This window comes from Streptococcus timonensis, assembly GCF_047463455.1.
Classification (GTDB): domain Bacteria; phylum Bacillota; class Bacilli; order Lactobacillales; family Streptococcaceae; genus Streptococcus; species Streptococcus timonensis_B.
This window is the reverse complement of sequence record NZ_JASHDV010000004.1, coordinates 1-17,593: the sequence shown is the minus strand read 5'-3', so window position 1 is coordinate 17,593 and position 17,593 is coordinate 1. Positions and strand designations below refer to the sequence as shown.

Annotated in this window: 16 protein-coding genes and 1 tRNA gene; 16 read left to right on the top strand and 1 reads right to left on the bottom strand. The window is 38.6% G+C overall.

Annotation, left to right across the window (positions count from 1 at the left end; translation table 11 throughout):
• Positions 1-72: 72 nt before the first annotated feature.
• From rnpA to gap, 13 genes are all read left to right on the top strand, one after another.
• A complete protein-coding gene (gene rnpA / locus QM847_RS06885; protein WP_269798368.1) occupies positions 73-444 on the top strand; it encodes a ribonuclease P protein component in 372 nt (123 codons plus the stop codon).
• On the top strand, positions 419-1,234 hold the full coding sequence (locus tag QM847_RS06880; protein WP_185928464.1) for a YidC/Oxa1 family membrane protein insertase: 816 nt from the start codon (positions 419-421) through the stop codon (positions 1,232-1,234). Before rnpA ends, QM847_RS06880 begins: the two co-directional genes overlap by 26 nt.
• Before the next feature lie 14 nt (positions 1,235-1,248).
• The gene (gene jag, locus QM847_RS06875; protein WP_269798354.1) at positions 1,249-2,223 is read left to right on the top strand and encodes an RNA-binding cell elongation regulator Jag/EloR; all 975 of its coding nucleotides are present in this window, start codon (positions 1,249-1,251) and stop codon (positions 2,221-2,223) included.
• A 53-nt stretch (positions 2,224-2,276) separates the two neighbouring features.
• On the top strand, positions 2,277-2,897 hold the full coding sequence (locus QM847_RS06870; protein WP_269798355.1) for a ribonuclease P: 621 nt from the start codon (positions 2,277-2,279) through the stop codon (positions 2,895-2,897).
• A 118-nt stretch (positions 2,898-3,015) separates the two neighbouring features.
• Positions 3,016-4,992, top strand: coding sequence for a transketolase (gene tkt / locus QM847_RS06865; RefSeq protein ID WP_269798356.1), 1,977 nt, complete (start codon positions 3,016-3,018; stop codon positions 4,990-4,992).
• A gap of 115 nt (positions 4,993-5,107) precedes the next feature.
• Complete coding sequence (gene yajC / locus QM847_RS06860; RefSeq protein ID WP_269798357.1) at positions 5,108-5,428, top strand: preprotein translocase subunit YajC; 321 nt, start codon at positions 5,108-5,110, stop codon at positions 5,426-5,428.
• Between the two features lie 48 nt (positions 5,429-5,476).
• Positions 5,477-5,914, top strand: coding sequence for a low molecular weight protein-tyrosine-phosphatase (locus QM847_RS06855; RefSeq protein ID WP_269798358.1), 438 nt, complete (start codon positions 5,477-5,479; stop codon positions 5,912-5,914).
• Positions 5,907-6,320 carry a hypothetical protein gene (locus QM847_RS06850; protein WP_414354722.1) on the top strand — a complete coding sequence of 138 codons (414 nt, stop codon included), beginning with the start codon at positions 5,907-5,909 and terminating at the stop codon, positions 6,318-6,320. The genes QM847_RS06855 and QM847_RS06850 overlap by 8 nt, the downstream gene beginning before the upstream one ends.
• Positions 6,321-6,513: 193 nt before the next feature.
• Entirely contained in the window at positions 6,514-9,165 is a 2,652-nt protein-coding gene (adhE, locus tag QM847_RS06845) for a bifunctional acetaldehyde-CoA/alcohol dehydrogenase (protein ID WP_269798360.1), read from the top strand.
• Positions 9,166-9,289: 124 nt separating this feature from the next.
• Complete coding sequence (locus QM847_RS06840) at positions 9,290-10,210, top strand: XRE family transcriptional regulator (RefSeq protein WP_414354720.1); 921 nt, start codon at positions 9,290-9,292, stop codon at positions 10,208-10,210.
• 162 nt (positions 10,211-10,372) lie between these two features.
• Positions 10,373-11,056, top strand: coding sequence for an ABC transporter ATP-binding protein (locus QM847_RS06835; protein WP_269798362.1), 684 nt, complete (start codon positions 10,373-10,375; stop codon positions 11,054-11,056).
• Complete coding sequence (locus tag QM847_RS06830; RefSeq protein WP_269798363.1) at positions 11,025-12,326, top strand: ABC transporter permease; 1,302 nt, start codon at positions 11,025-11,027, stop codon at positions 12,324-12,326. Before QM847_RS06835 ends, QM847_RS06830 begins: the two co-directional genes overlap by 32 nt.
• 163 nt (positions 12,327-12,489) lie before the next feature.
• Positions 12,490-13,500: a type I glyceraldehyde-3-phosphate dehydrogenase gene (gap, locus tag QM847_RS06825; protein ID WP_269798364.1), complete on the top strand. Its 1,011-nt coding sequence runs from the start codon at positions 12,490-12,492 to the stop codon at positions 13,498-13,500.
• A gap of 61 nt (positions 13,501-13,561) precedes the next feature.
• Here the strand turns inward: gap and QM847_RS06820 are convergent, their stop codons facing one another.
• A complete protein-coding gene (locus QM847_RS06820; protein WP_269798365.1) occupies positions 13,562-14,443 on the bottom strand; it encodes an RluA family pseudouridine synthase in 882 nt (293 codons plus the stop codon).
• Between the two features lie 88 nt (positions 14,444-14,531).
• On the opposite strand from QM847_RS06820, the gene pbp2a reads away from it, so the two are divergent.
• The 3 genes from pbp2a (at position 14,532) to QM847_RS06805 (ending at position 17,574) form a co-directional block, all read left to right on the top strand.
• Positions 14,532-16,769, top strand: coding sequence for a penicillin-binding protein PBP2A (gene pbp2a / locus QM847_RS06815; protein ID WP_414354717.1), 2,238 nt, complete (start codon positions 14,532-14,534; stop codon positions 16,767-16,769).
• 189 nt (positions 16,770-16,958) lie between these two features.
• Positions 16,959-17,435 carry a sigma-70 family RNA polymerase sigma factor gene (locus QM847_RS06810; protein WP_414354716.1) on the top strand — a complete coding sequence of 159 codons (477 nt, stop codon included), beginning with the start codon at positions 16,959-16,961 and terminating at the stop codon, positions 17,433-17,435.
• Positions 17,436-17,502: 67 nt separating this feature from the next.
• A tRNA-Glu gene (locus QM847_RS06805) sits at positions 17,503-17,574 on the top strand.
• Positions 17,575-17,593: the final 19 nt, after the last annotated feature.

Here is a 17,593-nt window from a genome sequence, read left to right as displayed (position 1 = left end):
AACCTTGCCATGATTGGCTTTTTGAAAAATTATGGTATAATAGTAGTAGTTTTATTAGATGGAGTAGGATTTTTGAGAAAAAGCTTTCGTGTAAAAAAAGAGAAAGATTTTAATGCAATATTTCAAGAAGGGAAAAGTGTAGCTAATCGTAAATTTGTTGTTTACCGATTAGAAAACAGTGAGCAACATTTTAGAGTTGGTTTATCCGTCAGTAAAAAATTAGGAAATGCTGTGACGAGAAACCAAATTAAAAGAAGAATTCGCCATGTTCTGATTGCGCATAAGGATCAGATAATCGAGAATCTCGATTTTGTTGTAATTGCCCGCAAAGGTGTAGAAGAAATGAACTACGCCGAGATAGAGAAAAACCTACTACATGTACTGAGATTAGCAAATATATACCAGGAAGGAAATGAGAGTGAAGAAGAAATTACAATTGACTAGTTTGTTAGGTTTGTCCTTGTTGGTAATGACTGCTTGTACAACTAGTGAAGTGTCTGCTGATTCGACCGATTTTTGGAGTAGACTTGTTTATTTTTTTGCTGAAACCATTCGTTTTTTGTCATTTGATGTAAGCATTGGTCTAGGGATTATTCTGTTCACAGTCTTGATCAGAACAATACTATTACCAGTCTTTCAAACACAAATGGTGGCATCCAGAAAAATGCAAGAGGCGCAACCTCTTATCAAAGAATTACGCGAGCGGTATCCGGGGCGCGATATGGAAAGTCGTACCAAGCTGGATCAGGAAACACGTAAACTATTTAAAGAATTAGGCATAAAGCAATCTGCATCATTTTGGCCACTCTTGATTCAGATGCCAATTCTGTTGGCTCTTTTCCAAGCTTTATCAAACGTAGATTTTTTGAAGACTGGGCATTTCTTGTGGTTCAATTTAGGTGGAGCTGATACAACTTTCGTATTACCTATTTTGGCCGCCCTATTTACCTTCCTCAGTAGCTGGCTTTCAAATAAAGCCTTGCCTGAGAAAAATGGTGCTATGACGGGTATGATGTATGGGATGCCTGTCATAATCTTCTTTTTTGCAATATCTGCTCCAAGTGGTGTCGCTCTGTACTGGGCGGTTTCAAATGCTTATCAAGTATTGCAAACCTATATTTTGAACAATCCTTTCAAGATTATTGCTGAACGCGAAGCTGGAGTTCAAGCTAAGAAAGATTTAGAAGTTAAGAAAAGAAAAGCTTTGAAAAAAGCACAGAAAAAGAAAAAGTAAGGAGGAATCTAGTAATGGTATTATTTACAGGTTCAACTGTTGAAGAAGCAATCCAGAATGGATTAAAAGAATTAGAAATTCCTAGAATGAAAGCTCATATCAAAGTTATTTCTAGAGAGAAAAATGGATTTTTGGGTCTTTTTGGTAAAAAACCAGCCCAGGTTGATATTGAGCCAATCAGCGAGACGACAGTCGTAAAAGCTAATCAGCAAGCTATCAAAGGCGTTCCAAAAGAAATCAATGAACAAAATGAGCCCGTTAAGACAGTGAGTGAAGCAACAGTTGACTTAGGTCATGTGGTTGAAGCTATTAAGAAAATTGAAGAAGAGGGTCAAGGGGTATCTGACGAAGTTAAGGCTGAAATTTTGAAAAACGATAAAGAAGCTAGCACTATTTTGGAAGAAACTGGACATATCGAAATTTTGAAAGACTTGCAACCTGAAGAAGTTGAAGAACAATCAGAAGCTAACCAAGTTACGGAAGCTGATGAGAGCTCTAATCTTGAGGACCTTGGCATTCAGGTAGAGGCAACCTATGATATAGATCAAGTCGTTGAAGATGTGACTGGTTATGTTCAAGGAATCATTGATGATATGGATGTAGAAGGGGCCATTTCAAGCACTTCTAATCGTCGTTCAATCAATATGCAGATTGATACAAATGAGCCAGGGCGTATCATTGGATACCATGGTAAAGTTTTGAAATCTCTTCAACTTTTGGCACAAAATTATCTTTATAACCGTTATTCAAAAACTTTCTACATCACTATCAATGTTAATGATTATGTAGAGCATCGTGCAGAAGTTTTACAGAGTTATGCTCAAAAACTAGCGACACGAGCTCTTGAAGAAGGGCGTAGTCAAATGACAGATCCGATGTCAAGTAGTGAACGAAAAATTATCCACCGTATTATTTCACGTATGGAGGGACTCACTAGTTATTCAGAAGGTGACGAACCGAACCGTTACGTAGTTGTCGATACAGAGTAAAATAGAAATAAAAATCAGGGTTTCCCTGATTTTTCTAATATAGAAGGAAGCAAATGAGAGAAATAAAGGATTATCTTATTCACGAAGGAGAACAGTATCGGAGTCCCGAGAAGGCTGGGGATGCCAAAGATAGAATGCTATCTCTAAGAAAAAAAGGCCAGGTGGCACGAAAAACATTTACTCAAATAGCCAAACTTTTTCAAGAAATGTATTCTGATTGGGACTTGCATCCGACTAGTCAGTGGATGAATCAAGCTCAACGTCTTCGTCCTCATTTTTGGGCCTATTTACAGTCAGATGGATCAGTTGCAGATCCAATGCTGGCCCTCCGTTTATACGGAAATACGAATAATTTTGGGATTTCCCTTGAAGTCAGCTTTATTGAAAGGAAGAGGGATGAGAATTCATTGATGAAACAAGCAAAGGTATTGACTATTCCAGTGACCCAAAGGGTATATTATTGGGTTCAGGAAAATGGTGAGAGCTATAGAATAGAAGCTACAGAAGAAAATAGAAACTTCTTACAGAATCAGCTGGATAGTCGTAGGATTCGTAAAGTATTAGTTAAGACCAATGTTCCTATTAGTTCTGAAACTAGCATTGAAGTGTTACTAGTAGATTTAGAAAAAGCTTATCAGAGGTTATTGCCCTACTATCAAGCTACTAGGAGTTAAGCTCTTCGGGCTAGCCATTTTATAGTAAATTGTATTATTGCTATTCTATCTGTTTTTTCATATAATAGTAGAATAGGGTATGTGATAAACTTATCACCTTAAATAGAAAGGAAATTCTATGTCAAATCTATCTGTTAATGCTATTCGTTTCTTAGGTATTGACGCTATTAACAAAGCTAATTCAGGTCACCCAGGGGTGGTTATGGGTGCAGCTCCGATGGCTTACAATCTTTTTACAAAAAATCTTCGTATCAATCCAGCACAGCCAAACTGGATTAACCGTGACCGTTTTATTCTTTCAGCAGGTCATGGATCAATGCTCCTCTATGCTCTTCTTCACCTATCTGGATTTGAAGATGTAAGCATGGATGAAGTGAAGAACTTCCGTCAATGGGGCTCAAAAACCCCAGGGCATCCAGAGTTCGGTCATACAGCAGGAGTTGATGCGACTACAGGTCCTCTTGGACAAGGAATTGCGACTGCGACAGGTTTTGCTCAAGCAGAACGTTTCCTTGCAGCTAAATATAATCGTGAAGGCTACAATATCTTTGATCACTATACTTATGTCATCTGTGGAGATGGGGATTTGATGGAAGGTGTATCCAGTGAAGCAGCTTCATACGCAGGTTTGCAAAAACTAGACAAGTTGATTGTTCTCTACGATTCAAATGACATTAACTTAGATGGTGAAACAAAAGATTCATTTACAGAAAATGTTCGCGCTCGTTACGATGCTTATGGTTGGCATACAGTTTTAGTAGAAGATGGGACAGACTTAGAAGCTATTCAAGCAGCTATCGAAGAAGCTAAGGCTTCAGGGAAACCATCCTTGATTGAAGTTAAAACAATCATTGGTTATGGTTCTCCTAATAAGCAAGGGACAAATGGAGTGCACGGTGCTCCTCTTGGTGCTGATGAAACTGCAGCAACCCGTCAAGCGCTTGGTTGGGACTATGAGCCTTTTGAAATCCCAGCGGAAGTTTATGCAGACTTCAAAGAAAATGTGGCGGACCGAGGTGCATCAGCATATGAAGCATGGACAAAACTAGTTGCAGATTATAAAGAAACTTACCCAGAACTGGCATCAGAAGTGGAAGCAATCATTGATGGACGTGATCCAGTTGACTTGAAGCCAGAAGATTTCCCAGTGCTAGAAAATGGTTTCTCTCAAGCAACTCGTAATTCTAGCCAAGATGCTTTGAATGTTATAGCAGAAAAAATGCCAAACTTTTTAGGTGGTTCTGCCGATCTTGCTCATTCAAATATGACTTACATCAAAACTGACGGACTTCAGGACGATGCAAATCGCCTGAACCGTAATATCCAATTTGGTGTTCGTGAATTTGCAATGGGTACTGTTTTGAACGGAATGGCTCTTCATGGCGGACTTCGTGTTTATGGTGGAACATTCTTCGTATTCTCAGACTACTTGAAAGCGGCTGTACGTTTGTCAGCCTTGCAAGGTCTTCCTGTAACTTATGTCTTTACCCATGATTCAATCGCTGTTGGTGAGGATGGACCAACTCATGAACCGATTGAACATTTGGCAGGTCTTCGTGCTATTCCAAACTTGAATGTTTTCCGTCCAGCAGATGCGCGTGAAACTCAAGCAGCTTGGTACCTAGCAGTGAAGAGTGAAAAGACACCAACTGCCCTCGTCTTGACTCGTCAAAACTTGACTGTTGAGGAAGGAACAGACTTTGATAAGGTTGCGAAAGGTGCTTATGTTGTCTATGAAAATGCAGCAGACTTTGACACGATTTTGATTGCAACAGGTTCAGAAGTGAACCTAGCTGTTGCAGCTGCTAAGGAATTGGCAAGTCAAGGTGGAAAAGTTCGCGTAGTCAGCATGCCATCTACGGATGTCTTTGATGCACAAGATGCCGCATACAAAGAAGAAATCCTACCAAATGCGATTCGTCGCCGTGTGGCGGTTGAAATGGGAGCGACTCAAAACTGGTACAAATACGTTGGTCTTGATGGAGCAGTTCTCGGTATTGATACATTTGGAGCATCTGCCCCAGCTTCAAAAGTGTTGGCAGAGTATGGATTTACAGTTGAAAACTTAGTAGAACTTGTAAACAACTTGAAATAAGAAAAATCAGAGCTTTGCTCTGGTTTTTTATTGACCTAAAACTAAGGTGCAATCTTGTAAAAAATAGTGAAATTTGATATAGTAGTTTTATCTGAATTACAAAGGAGAAAAAATAATGGGTGGGAATTTAACATTCTTGATTATGCTTGTTTTGATGTTTGCCTTGATGTTCTTTATGCAACGTTCTCAAAAGAAACAAGCTGAAAAACGCATGGAGAGTCTCAATAAACTTCAAAAAGGCTATGAAGTCATTACTATCGGTGGTTTATACGGTACAGTTGATGAAGTTGATACCGAAAACAGAACGATCGTACTTGATGTAGACGGAGTTTACTTGACTTTTGAACTTGGAGCTATTAAAACTGTGTTACCAATCAAAGAAGCTATTACTCCTGAGGGAGCAGTGATCGAAGAGGGTAGTGCAATTGAAGACTAAAACGGGGTGGAATCATTCCCGTTTTTATATAAATATAAAGGAAAAATAATGAAAAAAATTGTCTTTGTGTGTTTGGGCAATATTTGTCGTAGCCCTATGGCAGAATTTGTCATGAAATCCTTAACAGATCATTACCAGATTGAAAGCAGGGCTACGTCATCTTGGGAACATGGAAATCCTATTCACAAGGGGACTCAAGGCATTTTCAAGACACATGGTGTCGACTATGATAGCATCAAGTCCTCGCAACAAATCTCAAAAGATGATTTTGAACATTTTGACTATATTCTTGGCATGGATGAGTCTAATGTTTCTGATTTACTTAAGATGTGTCCTAGCGCTTATCGACACAAGATATATCCTTTTGCTGAGGAAAGTGTTCCAGATCCTTGGTACACAGGTGATTTTGAAGAAACTTACAATCGAGTATTAACTGGCTGCCAAGCTTGGTTAGTTCGTTTAGAAAATGAGACTAAAAATGGATAATATAAAAAAACTCTATGAAAAATATCGTGTTTACCTAACACGCCCTCGTTTAGAGATTGCAACAATGGTGGTTATAGGCTTGTGTGCCATCTTTGTAATATACAGCAGTCTACCTAAAAAGGCTGTTCTCAAACTTGACGGAGATACAATCGTATACGATGGCAGTCTGGTCCGTGGCAAAATGAATGGACAAGGGACCCTTACTTTTTCTAATGGAGATACCTATACTGGAGATTTTAGCAATGGCGCTTTCAATGGAAAGGGAACTTACCAAGCCAAAGATGGTTGGGTTTATGAGGGTGACTTTGTGAATGGGCAGGCAGAGGGAAAAGGAAAATTAACGACTGAACAACAATTGGTCTATGAAGGTGACTTCAAGCAAGGCCTATTTCAACAATCAAAATAGCTTCTTTCTAAAGGAGCTTTTTTGATTGCCCAAATAGTTTTAGAGAAGCTCAATCCCCCGTAATAAAACTAGTTCCTAAAAAAATTTATGAAAATCTATGTGAAACTATTTACAAAATTTTAAAAAAGAGTTATAATAAACTTGTGAAAAAATTAACAAAGGGATAAATTCCTTTAAAGCTATGGAGGAAAATATGGCTGATAAAAAAACTGTAACACCTGAACAAAGACAACTTGCTGCAGAGAAGCACGTAGATGGTTTGGTACAAAAAGGTTTAGTTGCACTTGAGGAAATGCGTAAATTAAATCAAGAGCAAGTGGACTACATTGTGGCTAAAGCATCAGTTGCAGCACTTGATGCACACGGAATTTTGGCTCAACATGCAATCGAAGAAACAGAACGTGGTGTATTTGAAGACAAGGCTACAAAAAACTTGTTTGCTTGTGAACACGTTGTAAACAACATGCGTGGTGTGAAAACTGTTGGAGTTATCGAAGATGACCCAATTACTGGCTTGACTAAAATTGCAGAGCCTGTTGGGGTTATCTGTGGAGTTACACCTACAACAAACCCAACATCTACAGCGATTTTTAAAGCTTTAATCTCATTGAAGACGCGTAATCCAATTGTCTTTGCTTTCCACCCGTCTGCTCAAGAATCTTCTGCGCATGCTGCTCAAATTGTTCGTGATGCTGCGATTGCTGCTGGAGCTCCTGAAAACTGTGTACAATGGATTACAGAACCATCTATGGAAGCAACAGCTGCTCTTATGAATCATGATGGTATTGCAACTATCCTTGCTACTGGTGGGAATGCCATGGTTAAGGCAGCTTACTCATGTGGTAAACCAGCTCTTGGGGTAGGTGCCGGAAACGTTCCTGCCTACATCGAAAAATCAGCTGACCTTCGTCAAGCAGCTCATGACATCGTTATGTCTAAATCATTTGACAATGGTATGGTTTGTGCGTCTGAGCAAGCAGTTATCATCGATAAAGAAGTTTACGACGAATTTGTTGCAGAATTCAAATCTTACCACACTTACTTTGTTAATAAAAAAGAAAAAGCCCTCTTGGAACAATTCTGCTTTGGCGCTAAAGCAAACAGCAAGAACTGTGCTGGAGCAAAATTGAATGCTGACATCGTTGGTAAACCAGCAACATGGATTGCAGAACAAGCAGGTTTCAAAGTGCCAGCAGAAACTAATATCCTTGCTGCAGAATGTGCAGAAGTTGGAGAAAATGAGCCTTTGACTCGTGAAAAATTGTCACCAGTCATTGCAGTATTGAAAGCTGAAGATACTGAAGATGGACTTAAAAAAGCTCGTCAAATGGTTGAGTTCAATGGACTTGGTCACTCAGCAGCTATCCATACAAAAGACGAAGAGCTAGCTAAACGCTTTGGTACAGAAATCAAAGCAATGCGTATTATCTGGAACTCTCCATCTACTTTTGGTGGTATCGGTGACGTTTACAATGCCTTCATTCCATCATTGACACTTGGATGTGGTTCATACGGACGCAACTCAGTTGGTGATAACGTGAGTGCTATTAACCTTCTAAACATCAAGAAAGTAGGGAAACGTAGAAATAATATGCAATGGTTTAAAGTTCCTTCAAAAATTTACTTCGAACGCAATTCTATCCAATACCTTCAAACATGTGAAGATATTGAACGCGTTATGATCGTTACTGACAAATCGATCGAAAAACTTGGCTTTGTTCAACGAGTTATCGATCAATTGAACGCACGTAGCAACCGTGTAACTGTCCAAGTCTTCTCAGATGTTGAACCAGATCCAGATATCACAACTGTAGAACGTGGTACTGAAGTGATGAGAGCATTTGAACCAGACACAATCATCGCTCTTGGTGGTGGTTCACCGATGGATGCTGCTAAAGTAATGTGGCTCTTCTACGAGCAACCAGAAATCGACTTCCGTGACTTGGTTCAAAAATTCATGGATATCCGTAAACGTGCCTTCCGCTTCCCATCACTTGGTAAGAAAGCGAAGTACATCGGTATCCCAACAACTTCAGGTACAGGTTCAGAAGTAACACCATTTGCCGTTATCTCTGATAAGAAAAACAACCGTAAATATCCATTGGCTGACTACTCATTGACACCAACGATTGCGATTGTTGACCCTGCTTTGGTTGAATCAGTTCCAGATTTCATCACTGCTGATACAGGTATGGACGTCTTGACTCACGCAACTGAAGCTTACACTTCAAACTTCGCTAACGACTACACAGATGGTATCGCCCTTCAATCAATCAAACTTGTCTTTGAATGGTTGGAAAAATCAGTTAAAACAGCTGATCCAGAAGCTCGTGAGAAAATGCATAATGCGTCTACAATGGCAGGTATGGCCTTCGCCAATGCCTTCCTTGGTATGAGCCACTCAATGGCCCACAAGATCGGTGCGGTTCACCACACTGTTCATGGACGTACAAATGCTATCTTGCTTCCATACGTAATCCGTTACAACGGAACTCGTCCATCTAAGACTACTACATGGCCTAAATACAACTACTGGAAAGCTGATGAGAAATTCCAAGACATCGCGAAAATGCTTGGTTTGCCTCACTCAACTCCTGAAGAAGCAGTTGAAGCATACGCTAAAGCTGTTTACGAACTTGGTGTTGCAGTAGGTATCAAGATGAACTTCAAGGATCAAGGAATTGATGAAAAAGCTTGGAAAGACAGCTTGCATGAAATTGCCTTGCTTGCATACGAAGACCAATGTTCACCTGCTAACCCACGCTTACCAATGGTATCTCACATGGAAGAAATCATGGCAGATGCTTACTATGGTTATGCAGAACGTCCAGGACGTCGTAAATAATAGATTATCAGCCTAGAGGCGGGAGAAATCCTGTCTCTATTTTTTGTAAAATTAATTGAAAAATGTTAGAATGAGCATGTAAGTTTGTTTGAATTTCAAAGTTTTTATAATGATGCGAGGGTAAGTGCGAGCAGTGAATGAATTAGGTGATAAGGTAAGACTTCTTAGAGAAGAGAAAGGACTTAGTCGTCCAGTTTTTTGTGGAGATGAGTCAGAATTATCAGTCCGTCAGTTGGTCCGCATCGAAAAAGGAGAATTTCGTCCTACGATAAAAACACTAGAATATATAGCGAATAGGCTAGATATTCCATCCTATGTCTTGATGCCAGACTATAAGGAATTACCTAAACGTTACCAAGAATTAAAATACTTTCTTCTTCATCATCCTGACTATGGAGACAAAGAGTTGCAGGAACAGAAGGAAGAATATTTTGATGAGATTTTCGAATATTTTTATGATGATTTGCCACGTGATGAGAAAGTGCTAGTGGATTGTCTTCAAGCCATAGATGCAGTAAGAGCAACTAGTAATTCCTTGTATGGTGAAAGTGTGCTTGAAAATGGACTGCAGGACTTACTATCCAGAGATGTATATAAAGCGGAGGATCTATTAAGACTGAGGTTGTATCTTGTATGTAACTTAATGGATGGTTTGAAAGCGGGTGAAATAAAAGAATTTGAGTATGAGAATATTCTTTATTTTCATGAGAAACTAAGTTCGCAGATTGATAAGATAGAGTTCGATTGTTTAGACTTACTTAGAGATTCCTTACTGGCTTCTTTAACTTGTATAGAGATTATGGGGCTGTTTCATTATTTTAAGAGGGCAGTTGAAACGTTAAATAAAATAGGGCAAAAAACACGAGATTTTCAAAAACAACCGATTGTCTTGATGCTTGAGTGGAAATATTATATTCAGACGGATTATGAAACAGCCAAACAAAAGTATGAAGAAGCAAAAATGATGGCAAGGATGTTTGGTAATGAGCAGTTACTCGTTAGTTTAGATAATGAATGGACCGAGGATTTAGAAAGATATCTTTAAATGCTTTATATGAGTGACATTTCTGTCATTGGAGGAATGTCGCTTTTTTGTTACAATGAATTCGTAAAAAAGAGAGAGGAATTCTTTGATTCCTTTTGAATCTGATAGATAAATATAGTTTGTATCGGTACACGGTATCACAAGTAATTAAAGGAGATTATAATGTCCTTTTTATCCATGAAAAATATTTCAAAATTTTACGCTTTGGACGACAAACATAAAGAGCAAGCTCTAAGAAATATTAACCTGCAGATTGCTGAAGGGAAAATTACTGCGATTTATGGTCCGTCAGGCTGTGGAAAAACCAGTCTACTGAATATCATCAGTGGTCTTGATAGGGAGTACGAGGGAGTTTTAGATTTTAAAGGGGAGTCTCTCAGAGAACTATCGGAGATTGAATTGACTCAATTTCGCAAAGACAACATTGGGTTTGTCTTTCAAAACTTCAATCTCATCCCCCATCAATCTGTTCTAGATAATGTCAAGTTGCCTCTCTATGTCAAAGATTTATCGGATAAAGAAATGACAAGAATCGCTCAGGAGCAACTTCTTAGTCTAGGCATGGAACCTTTTATGGCTAAAAATGTCAAGCAACTTTCTGGAGGTCAAAAACAACGTGTAGCGATTGCGCGTGCTCTGGTCAATCAACCGGATATGATTGTAGCTGATGAACCAACTGGATCGCTCGATTCGCAATCTCAGGAGATGGTTTTGGAAGTGTTCAAAAGTTTGGCCAAATCTGGGAAAACAGTACTGATTGTGACTCATAACCCAGAAGTAGCTGAATATGCAGATGTGATTATCAAAATGAAGGATGGTGAAGTCGTTGAAGAAGTCAAAAAATAAAGGATTGTCCTTTAAAAATAAATTCAAACTTTCTTTGAGTAACTTTATGGAAAGAAAGTGGCGTAACTTGTTGATTGCAGTAGCAACCTCGATTGGTTTTGTAGGCGTGTTGATTTCTTTTGGTCTAGGGAATGCCTTGATTTCGATGATTGATGAAAATACCAACGGAGGTAAGCTCCCTTCCCAAGTTCAGATTGCACTGAATTCAAGCGTTGCTGGAAGAGGTTTTCTAAACCAAGAAGATAAGAACTATATCACAGATACGATTGGGAAAGAAAATATTAAATATCTAGAGAGCCCTTTTGGTATGACCATGTCAAAGATTAGCATAGACGGACACGAAGTGGATTTTAGCCAAGCCCTGCCTTCTTACGCTCAGGTCGTGAGTTTGTATGAAGATACAAGTATTTCTGTTACTAGCAATGAAAAAGAAAAAGTGCTAGCAGGCTCTCTTTATACGGATGTTAACGAACAGGGATTAACGATTCCGATGAGTCTACTGAAAAATTGGAATGAACAAACAGGGAAAAATCTTACAGCTAGTGATGTTATAGGCAAAAAAGTATTAGCAAGCATTGTAGAAAATGCTGCTGAAGGTAGCAAGACTTCTCAATTTCAAACTCATATTGTGCGTGTAATCAATGATGAAGATGATGCAGAAGATAGTAACAGTTTTATGCCAGCCTATCAAATGGAAACGATTTTAAAAGAAGCTGAATTCACAAAGGCCGTATCCTATTTTATTTTAGAACTTAAAGACCCATCTCGTACGAAAACAGTAACAGAAGAATTGCAGAAAAATAAGAAGTATACAGTTCTTTCTCAACAGGCTGTTCTTGATATTGTGATTACCTTTATTCGTGTCATCCAGGGATTACTGATTGTTCTTTCTTCACAAGCGATTGTGGTGGCAGCAGTTATGATAGGCATCATCATTTATATCAATATCATGCAACGTTCTAAGGAAATCGGTGTCATGAAGGCCGTTGGCTATCAAAATAGGGATGTGAAAGGAATTTTTATCTACGAAGCTCTTTGGATTGTAGGAATTGCCTTGTTTATAGCTTTCATCATTGCTCAAGGGATAGGCAGTCTAGCGAATGTTACTGTTCATCATTTTTATCCGTCTATCTCTAAAGTTTTTGAATTGAATCTTCTCTCAATTTTTGGAACTCTAATTTTTGCTTTACTACTTGGGTATATTTCAGCCTACTTCCCAGCTCGTAAAATTAGCAAAATGGATCCAGTGGAATCTTTACGCTATGAATAGGGGAGCACGGTATTAAAAAGAAAGTAGTTTGAAAATCAAGGCCGGCGCTTGCAATTTAACTCAAATAGTTATATAATAAGAACGTTGAAAGGTGATTTGTAGTGATTCAAGTTACTCTTTTCACAATAAAAATTTCATGATTTTCATAAGGAGGAAATCACTAATGGTAGTTAAAGTTGGTATTAACGGTTTCGGACGTATTGGTCGTCTTGCTTTCCGCCGTATCCAAAACGTAGAAGGTGTTGAAGTTACTCGCATCAACGACCTTACAGACCCAGTTATGCTTGCACACTTGTTGAAATACGACACAACTCAAGGTCGTTTCGATGGAACTGTGGAAGTTAAAGAAGGTGGATTTGAAGTTAACGGTAAATTCGTTCGTGTTTCTGCAGAACGTGATCCAGAACAAATCGATTGGGCTAACGACGGTGTAGAAATCGTTCTTGAAGCAACTGGATTCTTCGCTAAGAAAGATGCAGCTGAAAAACACTTGCACCCAGGCGGAGCTAAAAAAGTTGTTATCACTGCTCCTGGTGGAAATGACGTTAAAACAGTTGTATTTAACACTAACCACGACATTCTTGATGGTACTGAAACAGTTATCTCAGGTGCTTCATGTACTACAAACTGCTTGGCTCCAATGGCTAAAGCTCTTCAAGATAACTTCGGTGTTGTAGAAGGATTGATGACTACTATCCACGCTTACACTGGTGACCAAATGATCCTTGACGGGCCACACCGTGGTGGTGACCTTCGTCGTGCTCGCGCTGGTGCTGCAAACATCGTTCCTAACTCAACTGGTGCTGCTAAAGCTATCGGTCTTGTAATCCCAGAATTGAACGGTAAATTGGACGGGTCTGCACAACGCGTTCCAACTCCAACTGGATCAGTTACTGAATTGGTTGCAGTTCTTGAAAAGAACGTTACTGTTGATGAAGTGAACGCAGCTATGAAAGCAGCAGCTAACGAATCATACGGTTACACTGAAGATCAAATCGTTTCTTCAGATATCGTAGGTATGGCTTACGGTTCATTGTTTGACGCAACTCAAACTAAAGTTCTTGACGTTGACGGTAAACAATTGGTTAAAGTTGTTTCATGGTATGACAACGAAATGTCTTACACTGCACAACTTGTTCGTACTCTTGAATACTTCGCTAAAATTGCTAAATAATTCTTGAGACATAAAAAGCAAGGTTTCATACCTTGCCTTTTTAATTTAGAAAAAGGATGACTTAACGGTCATCCTTTGCTTTTAATATTGCCTCGAAGGAGTCGGATAAAGCACTTAATTTTATTTTCTCCATAGTTAAAGGATGAGTAAAAGATAGCCTATATGCATGTAACATTAGTCGAGGTGTTTTAGATTTTGGATGATATAGAGGGTCACCTAGGATAGGATGATTGTGGTGGGAAAGATGTACACGAATTTGATGTGTCCGTCCAGTTTTTAGCCTACAACGAATGAGTGAAGAACCGTCTTCAAACTTCTTTAATCGAGTAACAATCGTTTCAGCGAATTGACCGTTTTTAGGATCAACAAGTCGTTTTCTACGATCATGGCGACTGCGACCAATTTTATCTCGAAAAACAAGTTCCTTATTTCTAAATGCCCCTTCAACTAGAGCCCAATACTCACGAGAAATTTCTTTTTTTTCTAGTAAACGGTTGAGAATAGGAAGGATAAAAGGATTTTTAGCAAAGAGAACGAGGCCACTGGTTTCCATATCAAGACGATGAACAACATAGCATGTTTGACCGACATAAGCTGATACATGATTGAGAAGGGCTATTTCATTAGGTTGATTGCCATGAGTTTTCATGCCCTCAGGTTTGTTAACGACAATTAAATGCTGATCTTGATAAACTTCTTGTACGAGATCAGAGTTTCCCAGTGAGATTTCCTTTGTTGGATAATCTTCTTCATCGAAAGTTAATTGGCATTTATCCCCTGATTTGATGATTTGTTGCCAGTGAACTTCTTTTTGGTTGATAAGAATGTTCTTTTTTGTCCTTAGGAAATGGCGGATTTTTCTAGGAATAAGTAACTGTTCTTCTAAGAAAGTTTTAACCGTCATTTCAGGTAAAGAATCGGGAATTATAAAGGTAAATTTCATACAGTTATTGTAACAAAAAATAGGCACTTTGGATAGCGGAACTAGCTTAATTCTTGTCTTCCTAAGGTGAAGATGATAAAATAAACGCATGAAATTAGATAATTTATTTGAAAGATTTCTTTCCTTATTTAAAAAGGATGAAACTGAAATTCAAGAAAATGAAACTCAAGACATTGAGATTAATGATGTTGAAATAGAAGAAAGTGAGCAGAGTGACTTGCGTCGTTCGAGAGGTAATCGTAAGAAAGCTGGGCAAATTGGGCCCATTCGCAAGTTTTGGCGTCGCTACCATCTGACAAAAATCATTCTTATTCTGGGCCTTAGTGCAAGTTTACTTGTTGGAGTCTATCTTTTCGCCTTGGCGAAATCAACAAATGTAACAGATTTGCAAAATGCATTGAAAACTCGAACGGTAATTTTGGATCGAGAGGAGAATGAAGCAGGAGCCTTATCTGGCCAAAAAGGAACCTATGTTGAACTTACGGATATTAGCGAAGATTTGCAAAAGGCAGTTATTGCGACGGAAGACCGCAGTTTTTACAAAAATGATGGGATAAATTACGCTCGTTTCTTCATGGCAATACTAACTGCTGGTCGCTCAGGTGGGGGTTCTACCATCACTCAGCAGTTGGCTAAAAATGCTTATTTATCACAAGATCAGACTATTCAAAGAAAGGCGAAAGAATTCTTCTTAGCTTTGGAATTAACCAAAAAATATAGCAAGAACGAAATTCTAACCATGTATTTGAATAATGCTTATTTTGGTAATGGAGTTTGGGGGGTTGAAGATGCAAGTAAAAAATACTTCGGCGTTTCAGCATCACAATTAACTCTAGATCAAGCAGCAACTTTGGCAGGAATGCTAAAGGGGCCGGAAATATATAATCCATTGAATTCAATTGAGGATTCGACTAATCGTAGGGATACAGTCTTACAAAATATGGTTGCTGCTGGCTATATTGATGAAGACAGGGAAGCAGAAGCGGCTGGGGTTGATATGGCCTCTCAGTTGCATGATGCATACGAAGGGAAAATTTCAGACTACCGTTATCCTTCTTACTTTGATGCAGTTGTTAATGAAGCAGTTGAAAAATATCATTTAACAGAAGAAGAAATTGTTAATAACGGCTATCGAATTTATACAGAACTAGATCAAAATTACCAAGCTAATATGCAGGTTATCTATGAAGATACCTCCTTGTTTCCGACGGCTGAAGATGGAACCCATGCTGAATCAGGAAGTGTTGCATTAGAGCCAAAAACAGGCGGAGTTCGAGGCGTTATTGGTCGTGTTGCTGGAAGCGATAAGCCGGGTTTCCGAAATTTTAACTATGCAACTCAATCAAAAAGGAGCCCAGGGTCAACTATTAAACCACTGGTAGTCTATACTCCAGCAGTTGAAGCCGGATGGTCAATCAACAAAGAGTTAGACAATCATACCATGCAGTACGGTGATTATAAGGTAGACAACTATGCAGGCATTAAGACGGCTCCAGAAATTCCAATGTATCAAGCCTTGGCTGAATCTTTAAATCTCCCAGCAGTGGCAACTGTGAAAGAACTTGGAATTGATAAGGCCTTCGAGGCTGGTGAAAAGTTTGGCCTTAACATGAGCAGTGTCGATAGAGTATTAGGCGTAGCACTGGGTGGTGGAGTAGAAACCAATCCACTTCAGATGGCTCAGGCTTATGCAGCATTTGCAAATGAAGGTTTGATGCCAGAAGCTCACTTTATCACTCGTATTGAGAATGCCAGTGGGCAAGTCATCGCTACACATAAGAATTCCCAAAAACGAGTTATGGAAAAATATACAGCTGATAAGATGACTAGCATGATGCTTGGGACCTTCACAAATGGGACGGGTATTAGTTCTTCTCCAGAAAATTATGTCATGGCTGGGAAAACAGGAACAACAGAAACTGTTTTTAATCCAGAGTATACAAGTGATCAATGGGTTATTGGATATACACCTGATATCGTCATTAGCCATTGGCTTGGATTCCCGACCACGGATGAGAGTCACTACCTAGCTGGTTCAACTTCAAATGGTGCCGCCCATATATTTAGGAATATATCCGAAACGATTCTTCCTTATACACCAGGAAGCACATTTACAGTTCAAAACGCTTATGAAATAAATGGTATTGCACCAGCAAACATAAAAAATGAGACTACGAATACAGAGTCACAAACAAATGACTTGTTAACTGATATACGCAGTAAAGCTCAAAATATAGTTGATGAAGCTGGCCGTGCGATTTCAGAAGCTAAAATTAAAGAAAAAGCTCAAACAGTATGGGATACGATTGTAGATTTATTCCGGTAATTTATAGAATTTTAAAAATGACAGGAAATCATATCCTGTCATTTTGTTTTGGTTTTTAAACATTTTAGAGCACAAAAAAAGAAATTTTAATAAAAAAAGACACAAGAGGCGGAAAAATCAACAAGAGGAAGAAAATAGGATTATTTCTTATAAAGCTTTGATATACTCATTGGAGAAAAAGGAGGAAATATGCTAGAAAAAAAGTATCAAGAAGTAAAAGCAATTGTTCATAAATGTCGAAAAGAATACTATCTACACTTGTGGGAAGTTGAAGATTGGGATCAAGAAGGCATGATTTGTCTGTATGAATTGTTACAAGAACATCCTGAATTGATAGAAAGGAAAGATAAAAAAATATATACTTATTTTAAAACAAAATTTAGAAATAGAATTTTGGATGCAATACGTAGACAAGAAAGCCAAAAAAGAAAATTGGATCGACAAGTATATGAAGAAGTCAGTGAGATAAGTCACCGTATTACAGATGGAGGACTCTCGTTAGATGAGTACTATGCACTACACGATATGATTAAAAAATATAAAAAGGGTTTAAATAAAAATGATTTAGAGCTGTTTGAAAAATTAGTTGCTGATGAAAGATTTAAAGGAAGAAGGAAGCTGTTAAAGGAACTACGAATTCTCTTAAAAGATTTTTCACCATATTAAAAAAATTTGTTCAAACTAGTTGACAAGGGAGAAAAAGTAGGTATAATAGAAAGAGTCAAAAAGCTCGGGTCCGTTGGTCAAGGGGTTAAGACACCGCCTTTTCACGGCGGTAACACGGGTTCGAATCCCGTACGGACTATGAGTGTGTTGCAGTAGAA

Excerpts from the sequence above, each read along its gene's own strand:
- jag (WP_269798354.1), top strand. The coding sequence starts at position 1,249 with ATGGTATTATTTACAGGTTCAACTGTTGAAGAAGCAATCCAGAATGGA.
- QM847_RS06870 (WP_269798355.1), top strand. The coding sequence starts at position 2,277 with ATGAGAGAAATAAAGGATTATCTTATTCACGAAGGAGAACAGTATCGG.
- tkt (WP_269798356.1), top strand. The coding sequence starts at position 3,016 with ATGTCAAATCTATCTGTTAATGCTATTCGTTTCTTAGGTATTGACGCT.
- yajC (WP_269798357.1), top strand. The coding sequence starts at position 5,108 with ATGGGTGGGAATTTAACATTCTTGATTATGCTTGTTTTGATGTTTGCC.
- QM847_RS06855 (WP_269798358.1), top strand. The coding sequence starts at position 5,477 with ATGAAAAAAATTGTCTTTGTGTGTTTGGGCAATATTTGTCGTAGCCCT.
- QM847_RS06850 (WP_414354722.1), top strand. The coding sequence starts at position 5,907 with ATGGATAATATAAAAAAACTCTATGAAAAATATCGTGTTTACCTAACA.
- adhE (WP_269798360.1), top strand. The coding sequence starts at position 6,514 with ATGGCTGATAAAAAAACTGTAACACCTGAACAAAGACAACTTGCTGCA.
- QM847_RS06835 (WP_269798362.1), top strand. The coding sequence starts at position 10,373 with ATGTCCTTTTTATCCATGAAAAATATTTCAAAATTTTACGCTTTGGAC.
- QM847_RS06830 (WP_269798363.1), top strand. The coding sequence starts at position 11,025 with ATGGTGAAGTCGTTGAAGAAGTCAAAAAATAAAGGATTGTCCTTTAAA.
- gap (WP_269798364.1), top strand. The coding sequence starts at position 12,490 with ATGGTAGTTAAAGTTGGTATTAACGGTTTCGGACGTATTGGTCGTCTT.
- QM847_RS06820 (WP_269798365.1), bottom strand. The coding sequence starts at position 14,443 with ATGAAATTTACCTTTATAATTCCCGATTCTTTACCTGAAATGACGGTT.
- pbp2a (WP_414354717.1), top strand. The coding sequence starts at position 14,532 with ATGAAATTAGATAATTTATTTGAAAGATTTCTTTCCTTATTTAAAAAG.
- QM847_RS06810 (WP_414354716.1), top strand. The coding sequence starts at position 16,959 with ATGCTAGAAAAAAAGTATCAAGAAGTAAAAGCAATTGTTCATAAATGT.